Consider the following 15404-nt stretch of genomic DNA (forward strand, 5'->3'; position numbering starts at 1 on the left):
AAAAATCCGGCATCCATGATTGCTTTTTAATGGCGGTCGGCCTTCGATTCATCACAGCATGTTAACCGATATAGAAATGTCTTGATGTCGATGTTGTTTTAACAAGCAAAGGAGCGTTAATCATGAGGAATCATGGGATTTGTGTCAGCTGCGGCGGTAAGGTATATGCTGCCTCCAATCGTTGCGTTCAATGCGGAATACCGCAGCCGTCCGGTCCATCCAAACAAGCATTTATGCTGCAGGTCGCCGCGATGATCGGGGTCGGTTTGCTTATTTTTGCGGTCCCGGTAATTCTGCTGACCATGTGGGCGAAATATTAGTCCAATATGTAAATTGTATAAGTCAGCCCTTCTAGCAAGTCGTGAACCGGATTCATAAATGATGAATTCGCCACGGTTGGCAGGAGGGTTTTTTTCATGCTTGCAGAGAATAGATTATAGGGGGTTCTTCATCTTGTTTCCAAATGCCGATATATGGGGTAGCTTTGCAGCTCTATGTTGGCAGAATCCTAACATTTATATAGAGAAGTAGGTCAGTCATGAACAAAAAGCGGCGCGTGATGTTTGCGGGGTTGGCATTGGTTATACTCTTGCCCATATGGTTTATCGTTCGGTTTATCGTGACCCCGAATGTAAGTCCTGAAGCTTTCCAAGGAAGAATTGATTTAACAGCGTGGGACTTTTCGAAGGAAGGCGGGGTCCCGCTCAACGGGGAGTGGGAGTTCTATCGGGGACAGCTGTTAACCCCGGAGAGCTTTGGACCCGGAACACCGAATGAGAAGAGGCCGTCTCCCACAAGCGTCGTATCGATACCCGGCAAGTGGAACCGCTATGTTACGGAGAACGGCGAGTCCGGGCCTGAGGGTGTCGGAACGTTTAGGATGGTTGTTCGATTAAAGGCGGAGGAAGGCATTTACGGCCTTCATACCGGCAACATACGGACGGCTAACCGGATCTTTATGAACGGTCAGGAGATCGGGGCCAGCGGCTCCCCCGGCATGTCGGAAGCGGGGAGCACACCGAACAATATTCCCTACGTCGGTTATGCCCAGATAAGCGGGAAGGAAGTTGAAATCCTGGTCCAGGTGACCAACTTTATCTATTCTTCAGGCGGCATCTATTCACCGCTGATATTCGGGGATATGAAAGCGGTGATGAAGAGCCGTGAAACCGCCGTGTTTGTCGATCTGATGACCCTCGCGGGCTTCCTGATTCCTGCTATGTACTTTTTGCTGCTGTATCGAATGCAGCGGAACGAGAAAGCGCTCCTGTATCTGGGGCTCTTCTGTCTGTCCTCGATGATCTACGTGGCTACGCACGGCCAGAAGCTGTTGTCTTCGGTATGGCCCGATCTTTCATATGAATGGTTCATCCGGATTCAGCTGGTTTTTTCCGCCTTCGTGTATTATTTTTTGCTGCGGTATATAGCGGAAGCCGTTCAGGGCCTTGTTCACCGATGGGCCCTGCGTTTAAGCAATGCGGCAACGATGATAGCCGTTGGAATCGGGCTTGCATTGCCCACGGTTGTCTTCTCGAAAATGGAGCCGGTCATTTATATGTTCTCGGTATTTATCATTGGATATATCACGTTCGTGATGGGAAGGGGAATTTGGCGAAGGTCTGCGGATACGGAATTTATGGTGATCGGCATTCTGAGCATTATGGTGGTGATTGCCGTCCATGTACTCAGCTTAATGGGAGTTTATTTACAACAGCCTGGCCATCGTTCCGCTTGAGATGCTGCTGTTTGTGGTAACGCAGGCGATGCTGCTTGCTCAGCGCTTCTCCAGGGCGTTTACCGACGTAGACCAGCTTTCCCGAAGACTGCTGACCTTGGATGGTTTGAAGGACGAATTTATGGCGAATACATCGCATGAACTTCGAACGCCTCTGCATGGCATCGTGAATATTGCCCAGTCCCTGATGGACGGAAGCTCGGGCTCCGTAAGCGATCGACAGTCCAGGGAGCTGTCCATGATTGTGTCCACCGGCAAGCGGTTATCCACGCTCGTGAATGATATTCTCGATTTTAGCAAATTGAAAAATGGGGAGATTGTGCTTAAACGGCAGCCGGTCGACCTGAAAGCTGTCACCCAATCCGTGCTCGAAGTGGTGACGCACCTTGCCGCGGGCAAACCGCTTTCCCTGAAGCAGGAATGGCCGGACAATCTGCCATGGCTGGATACCGATGAGGATCGATTGCGGCAAATTCTGTATAACCTGCTTGGGAATGCAGTGAAATTCACGGAGACGGGAACGGTACAGGTCACCGCGCATGCGCTGAACGGCCATGTGCGGATATCGGTGACGGATACGGGGATCGGCATCTCACCGGAGCGGCTGGTCGATGTGTTCAAATCCTACGATCAGATCGGATATGCATCCGATCGGGAATATAGCGGCACGGGCATCGGACTGAGCATTACGAAAAAACTGGTAGAGCTGGGCGGAGGGGAAATTTGGGCCGAGTCTATGCCCGGTGCGGGTTCAGCCTTTCACTTTACGCTGCCGTCTACGCAAATCCCCCCGCAGGCAACATTGGCCGGCTTCGGAGGAACGGGGGAAGTCCTGGTCGCCGCGGCAAAGGAACGCGTTCCCGAGCAGGATGAGCCTAGGCAGCATTCGAAGGGGTCTACCGTGCTGCTGGTTGACGATGATCCGGTTAATCTGCAGGTGCTTCGCAGCCTGCTATCGGCAGAAAATTACCATTTGATTACCGCAGGCAACGGAGCCCGGGCACTTGAGCACATCCGGTCGGGGCAAGGGATCGATTTGGTCATCACGGACTGGATGATGCCGGGGATGTCCGGATTGCAGCTGTGCATGACGGTCCGGCAGCAATTCACGCTCTTCGAGCTGCCTATGCTCATGCTGACAGCCCGAAGCTTGCCCGACGATGTTCGAACAGGCCTGCAGGCGGGGGCGAACGATTTCCTGAGAAAGCCGGTGGAAGCCGATGAGCTGCGAGCGAGGGTCCGGAATCTGCTGGAGCTCCGGCGGTCCGTTCGGCAGACCATTTCGGCGGAGATGGCTTTCCTCCAAGCCCAGATCAAGCCGCATTTCATGTCGAACGCGTTGAATACCATTCTGGCCGTGCTGTATACGGATCCGGACAAAGCGACGCGGCTGCTGATCGAGCTGAGCCATTATCTGCGTGGCAGCTTCGACTTCCAGAACCGCGACCAGCTTGGCCCGCTGCAGAAGGAAATGGCCTTATTGCAGTCTTACTTGTTCCTGGAACAGGCGCGGTTCGAGGATCGTTTAACCGTTGAATATGATGTTCATGCGTCATTAGAGGCCTTGGTACCGCCGCTCAGTATACAGCCGATCGTGGAAAACGCGGTGCGGCATGGGATTACGAAGCGGATATCCGGGGGAACGGTCCATATTTCCATTCATGAACGCGAAGGGCACATTACCATTTCCGTTTCGGATAACGGCATCGGCATGAGCGAGGAGAAGGTTAACGCCTTGCTCTCCGCCGCGTCCGATTCGGATGGTGGCGTGGGGCTTCGAAACATACACGCCCGATTGCTTACGCTGTACGGCAAAGGCCTTCAAATCGAGAGTCGGCCCGGGAACGGTACTTCTGTAAGCTTTGAGGTGCCTTCTTCTCGTCCGTGATGTGACGAACAACGAATAGGGGGAGGGATTGACGACATGAAAGCCATCGTGATTGATGATGAGAATCCGGCGCTGATGCATATGCAGCGGCTCATTGAACGTGATGGGCGCCTGCAGGTGGCAGGCATGTTCACTCGGGCTCAGGATGCAATAGAGCAATGGCGATCCTGCAAGGCGGATGTTGTATTTTTGGACATCGATATGCCTGGAATGACCGGGCTGGAAGCAGGCGAAAGACTGGTACTGCTTGAGCCTGACGTTCATATCGTCTATGTGACGGCCGAAGCCGCGGATTCACCGGAGTGGGATGCCCGCCATTATTTATTGAAGCCGGTGGATCCGGAACGTTTCAGCCTCACGGTTACGCAGTTGGAGCAGCGCAGACATGAGAGGAGTTCCCTCTGATGGGCGGAACGCAATTCCGGAATTCGGGGTATTTTTTCGTTAAACTGGTCTTGTACCGGGATCCCCTTTACTCATTCATGTTAAAATATGCCTATCCTAGATAAAGGATGGGATCAACAGATGATACATAAAATGGAGGAATGGGCTGCCAACAGCCATTTTTCGGGAACGGTGCTCTTAACGGATCAAAATCGCAACATCATATGGAATGCCGCCTTCGGCTATTCCAATCGGGCCGACCGCATCCCGAATCAAGCGGACACCAGGTTCGGCATCGCTTCAGGCTGCAAGCTGTTCACCGGGATTGCGGTTTGTCAGCTTATTGAACAAGGCAAGCTGTCGCTGGACAGCAAGCTGAGCGAGTGTCTGGATATTCGCCTGCCGCATGTTAGCCCGGAGATTACGGTGTTTCATCTACTAAGCCACACCTCAGGCGTTCCGGATTACTTTGATGAAGAGGTCATGGACGACTTTGAGGATTTGTGGAAGGCCGTGCCGATGTATACGCTCCGGAGCGGAAGGGACTTTCTCCCTTTGTTCCAGAATGAGCCCATGAAATTTCAACCCGGCGAGAGATTCCACTATAACAATGCAGGCTTTGTGTTGCTTGGCCTGATCGTTGAACAGCATGCCGGCCTGTCGTTTCGGGATTATGTCCAGCAGTTTGTTTTTGAGCCTTGCGGCATGAACGATTCGGGATATTTCCCGCTGGATCGCCTGCCCGCGAATACGGCTTACGGGTATATCGATGAGGAGGACGGTACGTGGAGAACGAATCAGTATGCCATTCCGATTCAGGGTTATGCCGATGGCGGGGCATATGTGACGGCGCCGGACATGGCAAAGCTATGGAGAGGGCTCTTGTCCAATACGCTGCTCTCGGCATCGATGACGGAGCAGCTGCTGGCTGCCCATTCGCACGACCCGGACAGTGACCTGAAATATGGGCTTGGCGTCTGGATCACCGAGAAGAATGGAAATGTGTACAAATATCATGTCATGGGCTACGACCCTGGCGTGAATTTCCGATCCGCGTATTATCCGGACACCGGGCATACGTTGGTCGTGGCATCCAATGCCAGCGACGGCGCTTTTGAAATGATGCAAACCATAGAGGAAGCTTTATTCAATTGATACCGTGATAAAAACAGCCCCGGGCAATGAACACGCCCGGGGCTGTTTCTCTATGGGACGGTCGTTTACAAACCGTATTAAGCCATACCGCCCGCGCCTCGCAAAGGCCTCCAGGGGCTGCCGGCCTATATCCATCCCTTCTCTTCCGCCAACGAGATGGCCTCGATCCGGTTCTTGGCATTCAGCTTGCTTAGAATCTCGGACATATAGTTGCGGACCGTTCCGTAGGACAAGTGCAGCTTCGCTGCGATATCATTGGAGCTGTTTCCGTCTGCGGCCAGCCGCAGCACTTCCCGTTCGCGTTCGGTAAGCGGGTTGGCACCCGCACCGGACAACGTCCCGAATACGAGTTCAGGGGAAACTTCCCGGCGCCCATCCATCACTCTCCGGATGGCTTCCGCCAGCCGTTCGCTGGGCTCGTCCTTGAGCAGGTAGCCCTGGACCCCGGCCTGTACGGCCCGCTCGAAATAACCGGGCCTGGCGAACGTAGTCAGGATGATAACCCGGCTGGCATACCCGCGCCGCTTTACTTCCTCCGCCACCTCGAGGCCGCTGCGCACAGGCATTTCGATATCCAGCAAGCAAACATCCGGTTGATGGATGGCAATCTGCGATAGGGCTTCCTCGCCGTCGCCGGCTTGACCGATCACATCGATATCGTCTTCAAAATCAAGCAAGGAAGCCAGAGCGCCGCGCAGCATTCGCTGGTCCTCGGCTATCAGAACTTTGATGCTCATGGGTGGTGTCCTCCTTCCGGTTCTTGATGATGATCGGAACGCGAATGCTCAATTTCGTGCCTTGCGGCCCGGAGACGGCCTCAACGGTGCCCCCGATGAGGGACAGCCGTTCCGCCATCCCCTTCAAGCCATTGCTGTCGGTACTGGATGCCCCATCATCTTTGCCCTTAAGGCCGATTCCGTTGTCCGCCACCAACAGCCGCCATTCATTATCCAGCGACTCGATGTCGATTCGGCACTGGCTTGCCTGGCTGTGCTTTACCACGTTGGTCACGGCTTCCCGCAAGCAGAGGCTCAGAATGTTGTGGGCCAAGTCGGATATGCCCTCCAGCTTGGGATCACCGGTGGAGACCAGCTGGATATCGGCGCTCTCCAGAATGATCTGGGCCTCCAATAATTCCTCGGGCAGGGTGGCGGTCCGCATATCGGATACCAGTTCACGCACTTGGCGAAGCGCAGCCCGCGAGGTATTCTGGATCTCCCGGGCTTCCAGTTGGGCCTTCACGGGGTCCTTAGCCGCCAGCTTCTCCACAAGCTGGCTCTTCAACGTGATGAGAGACAGGGTATGACCCAAGGTGTCGTGAAGATCCCTGGCAATACGCATCCGCTCTTCGCCTTTAATCAGATTGCGGATTTGCTCGTTAGCCTCGGCGAGCTCCCTCTCCAACTCCTGTCGCCGGTTCAGCGAGCGGATGCCGAAGGGCGAAAACAGCATGATGAGAAAGAAAGGAATCATAAAGAGCAGATCCTTTCCCAGCATGCTCGCGTTCTTGATTAAAGGAATCGTCTCGATGATGCCAAACAGCACGAGGGATATCGTGAATTTGCGCCGGTCGGTATACCAGCCGATGAAATTGGCCGTAAAAAAGCCCATGTACATGTAGGTCGGGTGATACCACATGCAGAGAATGAAAATGATGGACATCTGAATGCCCAGCCACACAAAGAAACGAGGGGTACCCGCGGCGAAGTAGAGCTGGCGGTAGGTGACAAGAAACAAGCCGATCAGCGCAAAGCCGATCCCCATCTTCCAGCCTTCCTCGCGCAGCATGTTGATCACGGGAAGGGACATATAAATGAGCCATAAATAGGGGAAAAACCCCAGCTGCGTTGGAAACACCTCGAACCCCGCGGATTTTGCCTCTTTCAATTTTTTCATGAAGCCATCATCCTATCTCCTTAATCGGCTTGTTGTTTTTTCCGAATATAGGTGGATAGTAACATAAATACGACCAAATATCCTGCCAAAACCATGAAATTGTCCAGGCCCGGCGCTTCTCCGCGCACGATCGACCAGGCGCCTCCGCCGAAATGGTAGGAAGGCATCCACTTGCCGATGGCCTGCATGATAGAAGGCATCGCTTCGATCGGGAACCACATCCCGCCCGTAACGGCCAGTCCCAAGTAGATGCCGTTGCTGACGCCGCTTGCCGTATCGACCCGTTTCATGGAGCCGATCAGGGTGCCGATGGCAAGAAACGGAACGGATGCGATCAGAATCCACAGTCCGCTGAGCAGCCACTGTCCGAAGGTGAGGGAGACGCCGTTAATCAGGTAGCCGGCTACGAAAATCACGATGATGCAGAGCAGATGCATAACCGTCTGCACAAACATTTTGCCGAAGAAGTACACGCTGCCGGGAAGCGGCGTTACACGCATGTATACGGCCCAGCCCTGTACTCGTTCCTGAACGAGTCGTATGCCGAGGGACATGATGGCGGTCCCCATGACGCTGAAGGATGCCATCGACATGAGATAATGCGCCTGCCATTGTCCGGCATCGTCCGCCCCCGTATTCACGACGCGGGTAAAAATGAAATAGAACAGGATCGGCATCGCCAGCGACCAGAAAATATAATACGGATTGCGTACCATTCGAAGCAATTCCATTCTGCATTGTAAGGTAATCAGTTTCCAGGTTGTCATGATTATACGGCCTCCCCTTGATCCATCGTTAATAGGTCAAATGCTTCATCCAGACTTCCTTGATCGATGCGAACGTCGCGTACGGCGAGCCCGGCCCGGAACAAGGCAGCCAGCGCCGTGTCCGTATCATCCGTGACGGCGTTCAAACGGCCATTGTTCTCAAACACATCGGTGACGCCGGGTACTTCACGCAGCAGCTCCTTGACCTGCCGGTGGTCTGCATCCACGATAAAGGAGACCGACCTTCGGGTCAGCTTGGCTTTGATCGCTTCCGGCGTGCCGTCTGCAGCCACCTGACCCTGATGGAACAGCAGTATGCGGTCTGCCATATCGTCCGCCTCTTGCAGGTAGTGCGTAGTGAACAGGATGGTTTTTCCCTGATCGGCCAGCTTGCGCACCGTCTGCCAGAATAACCGGCGTGCCGAGGTATCCAGGCCGACCGTCGGCTCGTCGAAGAATAACAGCTCGGGGTTGCCTGCAATCGCCAGCGCAAAGCTGAGTTTGCGTTTCTGGCCGCCGGACATTTTAACGGCCCATTTGTTAAGCTCTTCGGGTGTGAGCCCGCTTAGCAGGGCGATGTCGTCAAGCGACAGCGGATTCGGATAATAGCCGCGAATGAGGTTGATGATCTCGCGTGTGCGAAGCCCGTCCATGACGCTGACTTCTTGAAGCATGGCGCCGATCTTCTCTCTGACCTTCAAGTCCTTCGGGCTTTGGTCGAACAGGAGAACCTTGCCTTCGCTGGCGTCCTTAAGGCCCAGCATCATGGAGATGGCGGTTGATTTGCCGGCCCCGTTAGGACCGAGAATGGCTGTGATGGATCCTTTTTCTATCGTAAACGACACTTGGTTGACGGCTTTTTTGCTCCCGAACATCTTGGTTACCTGTCGCAGCTCTGCAATAGGTTCATGGATTGGGTTTGTCATGGAATCGCTCCTCCGTAATCGAAATGATCTGTTCTCATCATACGAAAGCGAAGGAGTTGCCGTTAGTAAAGGATGTCATCATTTCGGAGTGACTTTTGTCATGTTGGATTCTTCGGAGGAAGTTGGGGAAGCAAGATCATGAACAAACAGGGGCGATTTCGGATGTGCGTGTATGCGTTTACAGAGGCGATTTTAAAGGGCTGGTTCGAGTTTCACGTCCGGTTGTCTTCTCTTGACCGCAGGAGTGCCTTCAATTATAGTGGGTACAGTAGGAGCAATCTATAATATAGAAGGAAAAAGGTGGCTTGAAACATGTCTGAGAACATCTACGTCGGTGTCGATCTTGGCGGAACAGCTATTAAAGTTGGAATATGTAACGAAGAAGGGCATCTTCTGCAGAAGTACGAAGGGCCGACGGAAACAGCCAAAGGCGTTGACACGGTTATTGACAACATTGAGAAATATGTGCGTCACATTGTGGAAGAATCGCCATACAGCTGGGATCAACTTGCTGGTGTGGGAGCTGGTTTCGCCGGGTTTACGAATATACGTGAAGGCATCATCATTCTGGCACCGAATGTAGGATTTAAAGATGTACCGATTCGCGCACTGCTTGAAGAGCGTCTCGGCAAGCCCGTCAAAATAGACAACGACGCCAATGTGGCTGCCCTGGGTGAGGCTTGGAGCGGCGCAGGACGCGGCGTTGAGAACTGCGTATGCTACACGCTCGGAACCGGCGTGGGCGGCGGCATTATCGTAAACGGCAAAATTTATCAAGGCTTTGGCGGCATGGCCGGCGAGCTTGGGCACATCTCGGTCGTGCCTGATCTGGAAGCCATTCAATGCGGATGCGGCGAAATGGGCTGCCTGGAGACGGTTTCATCGGCAACCGGCATTATCCGCATGGCGAAAGATGCCGTTGAGCGCGGCGACCGGACTTCCCTTGCGCATGTGGAGAGCATTGCGGCGAAGGAAGTGTTTGATGCTGCGAAAGCGGGCGATGAAGTCGCTATTCGCATCGTGAATCGCGCAGCCTATTACCTCGGCAAATCCATGGCAGCCGTTGCGGCCGTGTTGAATCCCGAAGCGTTTATCATCGGCGGCGGCGTATCCAAAGCCGGGGACATTCTGTTTAATGAAGTTCGTGCCGTATTTGCTAAACTGACGCCGGAACCGCTTCAGCGCGGCGTACGGATCGTTCCAGCTGAGCTTGGCAACGACGCCGGCGTTGTTGGCGCAGCCGGTTTGCACTTGCGTTCGTAGTATTATTCACCATACATCGTCTGATCTAAACTTATAAGGGAGGGAAAGCTGATGCTGGAAGCAGCCGACCGCGGCAGCAACACATCATCCATGGCCACCCTGATCATCATCACCGGGATGTCGGGAGCAGGTAAGACCTTGGCCGTACAAAGTCTGGAGGATCTTGGATTCTTTTGCGTTGATAACCTGCCCCCGGTGCTCATTCCGAAATTCGCGGAGCTGATCGATCAATCGAAGGGTAAGATCGGCAAGGTTGCATTGGTCATCGACCTGCGTGGCCGCGAATTTTTCACCGCTTTATCGGAGTCGCTGAATTACATCAAGGACCACTTCACCATCCACTGCGAGATTCTGTTCCTGGATGCCACGGACTCCGTGCTTGTTCAGCGTTACAAGGAAAGCCGTCGCCGCCATCCGCTCGCTCCGGAAGGCATGCCGCTCGACGGTATCCGATTGGAGCGCAAAATGCTGGATGAACTGAAGAATTCGGCCACCCAGGTCATCGATACCAGCAACATGAAGCCTGTGCGCTTGAAGGAGAAGATCATCTCTCGCTTCACGCATTTGGAGAGCAGCACGTTATCGGTCAATATTACGTCTTTTGGATTCAAGTACGGCATTCCGATTGACGCCGATCTGGTGTTTGATGTGCGTTTTCTGCCCAATCCGCATTATGTGGAGCATCTGCGGCCCAATACCGGCCAAAACAGCGATGTATACGAGTACGTCATGAAATGGCCGGAGACGCAAGCTTTTCTGACCAAACTGCTCGATATGCTGCATTTCTTGATCCCGCAGTACCGCAAGGAAGGCAAGAGTCAGGTGATCATCGGCATTGGCTGTACCGGCGGGAAGCATCGTTCCGTAGCGATTGCCGAGTATCTCGGCAAAATGCTGGGCGTCAGCGAAACGGAGACGGTATCGGTGAGCCACCGCGATTCTGAGCGGGATCGGCATTAATTAAGGGAAGTGATAAATGTGGCTGTGCAAGCTAGAAAGCGCCCCCGCATCGTCGTGATGGGTGGAGGAACCGGGCTGTCCGTCATGCTGCGGGGACTCAAGGAAAAGCCTCTCGATATTACGGCCATCGTCACCGTTGCGGATGACGGGGGTAGCTCAGGCATACTGCGTAGCGAGTTGCAGATGCCGCCTCCGGGAGATATTCGCAATGTACTGACAGCACTCGCGGATGTGGAGCCGCTGTTATCCGATATATTGAAATACCGTTTCAAGAATGGCTCGGGACTGGCCGGGCACAGCCTCGGCAATTTGATCCTGGCTGCCATGACGGATTTGCACGGTGATTTTGTCACGGCAGTCAAGGAGATGAGCCGGGTTTTTGTTGTTCGCGGACAGGTGCTGCCCGCAGCGGGCGAAGCTGTCATTCTGCATGCGGAGATGGAGGACGGCACGATTGTGACCGGCGAATCCAAAATCCCGGAGGCCGGGCGCCGCATCAAGCGGATCTTCCTGGAGCCGGAACATGTGGAACCGCTGCCGGAAGCGCTGGAAGCGATTCAACAGGCCGATGCGATTCTGATCGGTCCGGGCAGCCTGTACACCAGTATTTTGCCCAATTTGCTGGTTCCCAAGCTTGCCGAAGCCATTGTCTCGTCCGAAGCGATCAAAATGTTTGTGTGCAACGTGATGACGCAGCCGGGAGAAACCGATAATTATACGGTGAGCGATCATTTGCAGGCCGTTTACGACCATATTGGTCTTCATCTGTTCGATTATGTTATTGTTAATGATGGTGAGATTCCGCCTCAGGTTCAGGACAAGTATGCACAGAAGGGCGCGAAGCCCGTGCTGCTGGACCGCGATGAGGTGACCAGCCGAGGATATAAACTTATTGCCGATAAGCTTGTGCTATTTAGAACATACTTAAGGCATGATGCTGACAAGCTGAGCAATCATATTTTTCAGCTGGTACAGGATTGGATTACACGAAAGGGGTGAGTACCTTGTCCTTTGCGGCACAGACGAAGAAAGAACTGACGATGATCGAAAGCCAGAGCTGCTGTGAAAAAGCCGAACTGTCCGCGCTCATTCGGATGAACGGCTCTGTTCAGCTTTCGAACAAAAAGGTAATCCTGGATATTTCGACGGAAAATGCCGCGATTGCAAGACGTATTTATTCCTTAATTAAGAAGCATTTCCAGGCGCATACCGAACTTTTGGTGCGTAAAAAAATGCGTTTGAAGAAGAATAACGTATATATCGTTCGTATTCCCGCCCAAGTTCAGGAGATCCTGAAAGAGCTTCGCATCGTCTCCGAAGGCTTTCTGTTTCAATCGCGCATCGACGAGCAGATCGTTCGCAAAAATTGCTGTAAGCGGGCTTATCTGCGAGGTGCCTTCATGGCAGGCGGATCCGTGAACAACCCGGAGGGGTCTTCGTACCATCTGGAAATTGCCTCGATGTATGAGGAGCATTGCCAGTCCCTGGTGGACCTGGCGAATGAATTTCATCTGAACGCACGCTGCATCGAGCGGAAGAAGGGCTTCATCTTCTACATCAAGGAAGGCGAAAAAATCATCGAATTCCTCAATTTGATCGGTGCCCATCAGGCCTTGTTCAAGTTTGAGGATGTCCGGATTATGCGGGACATGCGCAATTCGGTGAACCGGATCGTAAACTGCGAGACCGCCAACCTGAACAAAACGATCGGCGCGGCCGTCCGTCAGATTGAGAACATCAAGCTGCTCCAAAAGGAAGTGGGTCTTGAGAATTTGCCCGATAAACTGCGGGAAGTGGCAGAGATTCGGCTGGCTCATCCGGATATGAACCTGAAGGAAGTCGGCGAATTGCTCAAAGGAACCGTCAGCAAATCAGGCGTCAATCACCGTCTGCGCAAAATCGATGAATTGGCCGAAAAGATTCGGAATGCTTAAGATTTTTTCTTCTAGTGTCCTGTATGGTAAAATGGTATAATATTATAAAATGTCAATCGCGCTTTCAATGCAGCAGATTTATTAGATAGGGGGTAATTTTCATGACAAAGCACCCGGTAGTCGTTCGGTTAAAGACGGGTCTTCACGCCAGACCGGCCGCGCTGTTCGTTCAGGAAGCGAATAAATACTCATCTGAAATTTTTGTTGAAAAAGATGATAAAAAAGTAAATGCCAAAAGTATCATGGGAATTATGAGCCTTGCGATCAGCTCAGGAACGGAAGTTTATATTAGTGCTGAGGGAGCTGACGCTGAGCAAGCGGTTACTTCACTCGTGAACTTGGTGAGCAAAGAGGAACTCGAGAACCAATAGGGTAACCGTGATTCAAGTTTAAGAAAAGTCTTGTTACAGCAAGGCTTTTTTTGCTATCAGGCGCTGCCTTGGGGTTCTCGCTCGCTTGTCGCGTACATAAGAACATGATTGAAGAGAAGGGGCGGAGACATCCGTCCTTTTTTAAATCCGTTTTTGGGGTCGCCGCAAAGCATTGGGAATAAGCATCGAAGCATAAGCTCCACTTGGTGGGGTTATTTTGCGTTGTTTTCCGAATCGTAAGCCATCGTTTAACTTCAGTTTAACTTGCTGATATATTCTCTTCTTACAGACAATATATAAGGATGGGAAGGGAAGGGAATACAATGAGTTCAACGGGTACTGCTATACAGGAAATCAAGCGCGAAGAACAGGCCGGGAGCAAGAAAGCAGGTTCCCAGGCGTTCTTCCGGTTATTGAAGGAAACGAAACCGCCGATGCTGCTGCTGATCGGGGCGATCCTGCTGAATGTGATCTCAACCTTGGTCGGGCTTGTCATACCGATGTTTACGAAGAGCCTGGTGGATGGCTTCTCGCTGACGGATATGAATCGGTCCCATATCATTGGGCTCGGCATCGCGTTTGTGGTGCAGACGATTGCTGCCGGGGTCTCGATTTTTCTGTTAAGCTATACGGGACAAAAGATGGTGGCTGCCCTGAGGGAGCGGCTGTGGAAAAAGCTGCTTGTGCTGCCGATCCGCTATTTCGATCATAACCGTTCGGGGGAATCGGTCAGCCGGATGACGAATGATACAGGAGTGATCAAAAGCCTCATATCAGACCATGTGGCCGGATTCTTCAGCGGAATCATCTCCATTGTGGGTTCCATTGGGGTGCTCCTTTATCTAAACTGGAAAATGACGCTGACGATGTTTATCGTCATTCCGATAGCGGCGCTGATCCTTGTCCCGCTCGGCAGGAAGATGTACAAAATATCGCTGGGCATGCAGGACGAGACGGCATCGTTTACGGCGAATATCAGCCAGGTGCTGTCGGAGATTCGGCTGGTTAAAGCCTCTAATGCGGAGAATAGAGAGTATGAGAACGGGAACAAAGGCATCACCAACCTGCTGAATTTCGGTATCAAGGAAGGCGTAGTCTCTGCCTGGATCGCACCGCTGATGTCTTTTGTGCTGATGATGCTGCTGGTGGTGGTGATCGGGTATGGCGGATTGCAGGTATCCACCGGAGCACTGACCGCGGGAGAGCTGGTTGCGTTCATCCTGTACCTGATTCAGATCGTCATGCCGATGACGCAGTTAACGACGTTTTTTACCCAGCTGCAGAAGGCGAAGGGAGCGACGGAGCGAATATTGGAAACCCTGGATGCAGACGAAGAATCCATTACGGCCGGTGACGAGGTGGCGGATGCCAACCAACGGGTGTCGATCGAGAACCTTTCGTTCGGGTATAAGCCCGATGAGCTTGTGCTGCATGATATCAGCTTTCAGATGGAGCCGGGGACGGTCACGGCCGTGGTCGGGCCGAGCGGCGGAGGGAAAACGACGCTGTTCTCCATGCTGGAGCGCTTCTACCTGCCGCAGAAGGGACAGATCCGCTTGGGCAAGACGCCCATAGATACCTTCTCCTTACGTTCCTGGCGCGGATTGATCGGCTATGTATCGCAGGAAAGTCCGATGATTGCCGGAACCATACGCGACAACTTATGTTACGGAATGGACCGCGAAGTGAGTGACGCTGAGCTTCGAAGAGCGGCAGAAATGGCGTATGCCGATGGATTTATTGATGAACTGCCAAGCGGCTTTGATACGGATGTGGGCGAACGGGGCGTGAAGCTCTCGGGCGGACAGCGGCAGCGGATTGCCATCGCCAGGGCTCTGCTGCGGGATCCCAAGATCCTGATGCTGGACGAAGCCACCTCCAGTCTGGACAGCCGTTCCGAGATCGAGGTGCAGAAGGCGCTCAAGAACCTCATGGCTGGACGGACGACGATCATTATCGCGCACCGGTTATCCACGGTGGTGGGGGCCGATCAGATCATATTTATAGAAAAAGGAACGGTGACCGGCCGGGGAACGCATGATGAATTGATCGGGCAGCATGATATGTACAGGGAGTTTGCCGTTCAGCAGCTGCAGATGAATGAGGCAATCGAGGCTTAAAGGCA

General features: G+C 53.1%; 15 protein-coding genes. 11 read left to right on the forward strand and 4 right to left on the reverse strand.

Annotated features, from left to right (window positions below):
* Positions 1 to 122 precede the first annotated feature (122 nt).
* From RB298_RS20240 to RB298_RS20260, 5 genes are all read left to right on the forward strand, one after another.
* The gene (locus RB298_RS20240) at positions 123 to 320 is read left to right on the forward strand and encodes a hypothetical protein (RefSeq protein WP_012818421.1); all 198 of its coding nucleotides are present in this window, start codon (positions 123 to 125) and stop codon (positions 318 to 320) included.
* A 218-nt stretch (positions 321 to 538) separates the two neighbouring features.
* Entirely contained in the window at positions 539 to 1735 is a 1197-nt protein-coding gene (locus RB298_RS20245) for a 7TM-DISM domain-containing protein (protein WP_486048265.1), read from the forward strand.
* 13 nt (positions 1736 to 1748) lie between these two features.
* Positions 1749 to 3623 carry an ATP-binding protein gene (locus RB298_RS20250; protein WP_486048267.1) on the forward strand — a complete coding sequence of 625 codons (1875 nt, stop codon included), beginning with the start codon at positions 1749 to 1751 and terminating at the stop codon, positions 3621 to 3623.
* A gap of 36 nt (positions 3624 to 3659) precedes the next feature.
* Positions 3660 to 4028: a LytR/AlgR family response regulator transcription factor gene (locus RB298_RS20255; RefSeq protein WP_213579907.1), complete on the forward strand. Its 369-nt coding sequence runs from the start codon at positions 3660 to 3662 to the stop codon at positions 4026 to 4028.
* Between the two features lie 120 nt (positions 4029 to 4148).
* Positions 4149 to 5162 (forward strand): serine hydrolase domain-containing protein, encoded by a 1014-nt coding sequence (locus tag RB298_RS20260; RefSeq protein ID WP_096777136.1) that lies wholly within the window; start codon positions 4149 to 4151, stop codon positions 5160 to 5162.
* Between the two features lie 125 nt (positions 5163 to 5287).
* On the opposite strand, the gene RB298_RS20265 is transcribed toward RB298_RS20260, so the two are convergent.
* Genes RB298_RS20265 through RB298_RS20280 form a run of 4 tightly spaced genes read right to left on the reverse strand, consistent with a single transcriptional unit; the run spans position 5288 to position 8751 of the window.
* A complete protein-coding gene (locus RB298_RS20265) occupies positions 5288 to 5899 on the reverse strand; it encodes a response regulator transcription factor (protein WP_051425405.1) in 612 nt (203 codons plus the stop codon).
* The gene (locus RB298_RS20270) at positions 5832 to 7058 is read right to left on the reverse strand and encodes a sensor histidine kinase (RefSeq protein WP_486048270.1); all 1227 of its coding nucleotides are present in this window, start codon (positions 7056 to 7058) and stop codon (positions 5832 to 5834) included. The genes RB298_RS20265 and RB298_RS20270 overlap by 68 nt, the downstream gene beginning before the upstream one ends.
* A gap of 20 nt (positions 7059 to 7078) precedes the next feature.
* Entirely contained in the window at positions 7079 to 7825 is a 747-nt protein-coding gene (locus tag RB298_RS20275; RefSeq protein ID WP_012818425.1) for an ABC transporter permease, read from the reverse strand.
* A gap of 2 nt (positions 7826 to 7827) precedes the next feature.
* The gene (locus RB298_RS20280) at positions 7828 to 8751 is read right to left on the reverse strand and encodes an ABC transporter ATP-binding protein (protein ID WP_096777138.1); all 924 of its coding nucleotides are present in this window, start codon (positions 8749 to 8751) and stop codon (positions 7828 to 7830) included.
* Between the two features lie 312 nt (positions 8752 to 9063).
* Here RB298_RS20280 and RB298_RS20285 point away from each other — a divergent pair, with 312 nt between their 5' ends.
* The 6 genes from RB298_RS20285 (at position 9064) to RB298_RS20310 (ending at position 15399) form a co-directional block, all read left to right on the forward strand.
* Complete coding sequence (locus RB298_RS20285) at positions 9064 to 10014, forward strand: ROK family glucokinase (RefSeq protein ID WP_009593637.1); 951 nt, start codon at positions 9064 to 9066, stop codon at positions 10012 to 10014.
* A 51-nt stretch (positions 10015 to 10065) separates the two neighbouring features.
* Positions 10066 to 10974, forward strand: a complete 909-nt coding sequence (gene rapZ, locus RB298_RS20290) for an RNase adapter RapZ (protein WP_009593644.1) — start codon at positions 10066 to 10068, stop codon at positions 10972 to 10974.
* 57 nt (positions 10975 to 11031) lie between these two features.
* Positions 11032 to 11973: a gluconeogenesis factor YvcK family protein gene (locus RB298_RS20295; RefSeq protein ID WP_175320789.1), complete on the forward strand. Its 942-nt coding sequence runs from the start codon at positions 11032 to 11034 to the stop codon at positions 11971 to 11973.
* A gap of 5 nt (positions 11974 to 11978) precedes the next feature.
* Entirely contained in the window at positions 11979 to 12908 is a 930-nt protein-coding gene (gene whiA, locus RB298_RS20300) for a DNA-binding protein WhiA (RefSeq protein ID WP_009593666.1), read from the forward strand.
* Between the two features lie 101 nt (positions 12909 to 13009).
* Positions 13010 to 13279 (forward strand): HPr family phosphocarrier protein, encoded by a 270-nt coding sequence (locus tag RB298_RS20305; protein WP_006207570.1) that lies wholly within the window; start codon positions 13010 to 13012, stop codon positions 13277 to 13279.
* A gap of 323 nt (positions 13280 to 13602) precedes the next feature.
* Positions 13603 to 15399: an ABC transporter ATP-binding protein gene (locus RB298_RS20310; RefSeq protein ID WP_012818429.1), complete on the forward strand. Its 1797-nt coding sequence runs from the start codon at positions 13603 to 13605 to the stop codon at positions 15397 to 15399.
* The last annotated feature ends 5 nt before the right edge of the window (positions 15400 to 15404 follow it).

Source organism: Priestia sp. BR_2, assembly GCF_041954005.1.
GTDB lineage: Bacteria > Bacillota > Bacilli > Paenibacillales > Paenibacillaceae > Paenibacillus_AQ > Paenibacillus_AQ lautus_A.

What these genes read in the sequence shown, in the direction of transcription:
- RB298_RS20240 (WP_012818421.1), top strand. Translation starts at nt 123, where the DNA reads ATGAGGAATCATGGGATTTGTGTCAGCTGCGGCGGTAAGGTATATGCT.
- RB298_RS20245 (WP_486048265.1), top strand. Translation starts at nt 539, where the DNA reads ATGAACAAAAAGCGGCGCGTGATGTTTGCGGGGTTGGCATTGGTTATA.
- RB298_RS20255 (WP_213579907.1), top strand. Translation starts at nt 3,660, where the DNA reads ATGAAAGCCATCGTGATTGATGATGAGAATCCGGCGCTGATGCATATG.
- RB298_RS20260 (WP_096777136.1), top strand. Translation starts at nt 4,149, where the DNA reads ATGATACATAAAATGGAGGAATGGGCTGCCAACAGCCATTTTTCGGGA.
- RB298_RS20265 (WP_051425405.1), bottom strand. Translation starts at nt 5,899, where the DNA reads ATGAGCATCAAAGTTCTGATAGCCGAGGACCAGCGAATGCTGCGCGGC.
- RB298_RS20270 (WP_486048270.1), bottom strand. Translation starts at nt 7,058, where the DNA reads ATGAAAAAATTGAAAGAGGCAAAATCCGCGGGGTTCGAGGTGTTTCCA.
- RB298_RS20275 (WP_012818425.1), bottom strand. Translation starts at nt 7,825, where the DNA reads ATGACAACCTGGAAACTGATTACCTTACAATGCAGAATGGAATTGCTT.
- RB298_RS20280 (WP_096777138.1), bottom strand. Translation starts at nt 8,751, where the DNA reads ATGACAAACCCAATCCATGAACCTATTGCAGAGCTGCGACAGGTAACC.
- RB298_RS20285 (WP_009593637.1), top strand. Translation starts at nt 9,064, where the DNA reads ATGTCTGAGAACATCTACGTCGGTGTCGATCTTGGCGGAACAGCTATT.
- rapZ (WP_009593644.1), top strand. Translation starts at nt 10,066, where the DNA reads ATGCTGGAAGCAGCCGACCGCGGCAGCAACACATCATCCATGGCCACC.
- RB298_RS20295 (WP_175320789.1), top strand. Translation starts at nt 11,032, where the DNA reads ATGGGTGGAGGAACCGGGCTGTCCGTCATGCTGCGGGGACTCAAGGAA.
- RB298_RS20305 (WP_006207570.1), top strand. Translation starts at nt 13,010, where the DNA reads ATGACAAAGCACCCGGTAGTCGTTCGGTTAAAGACGGGTCTTCACGCC.
- RB298_RS20310 (WP_012818429.1), top strand. Translation starts at nt 13,603, where the DNA reads ATGAGTTCAACGGGTACTGCTATACAGGAAATCAAGCGCGAAGAACAG.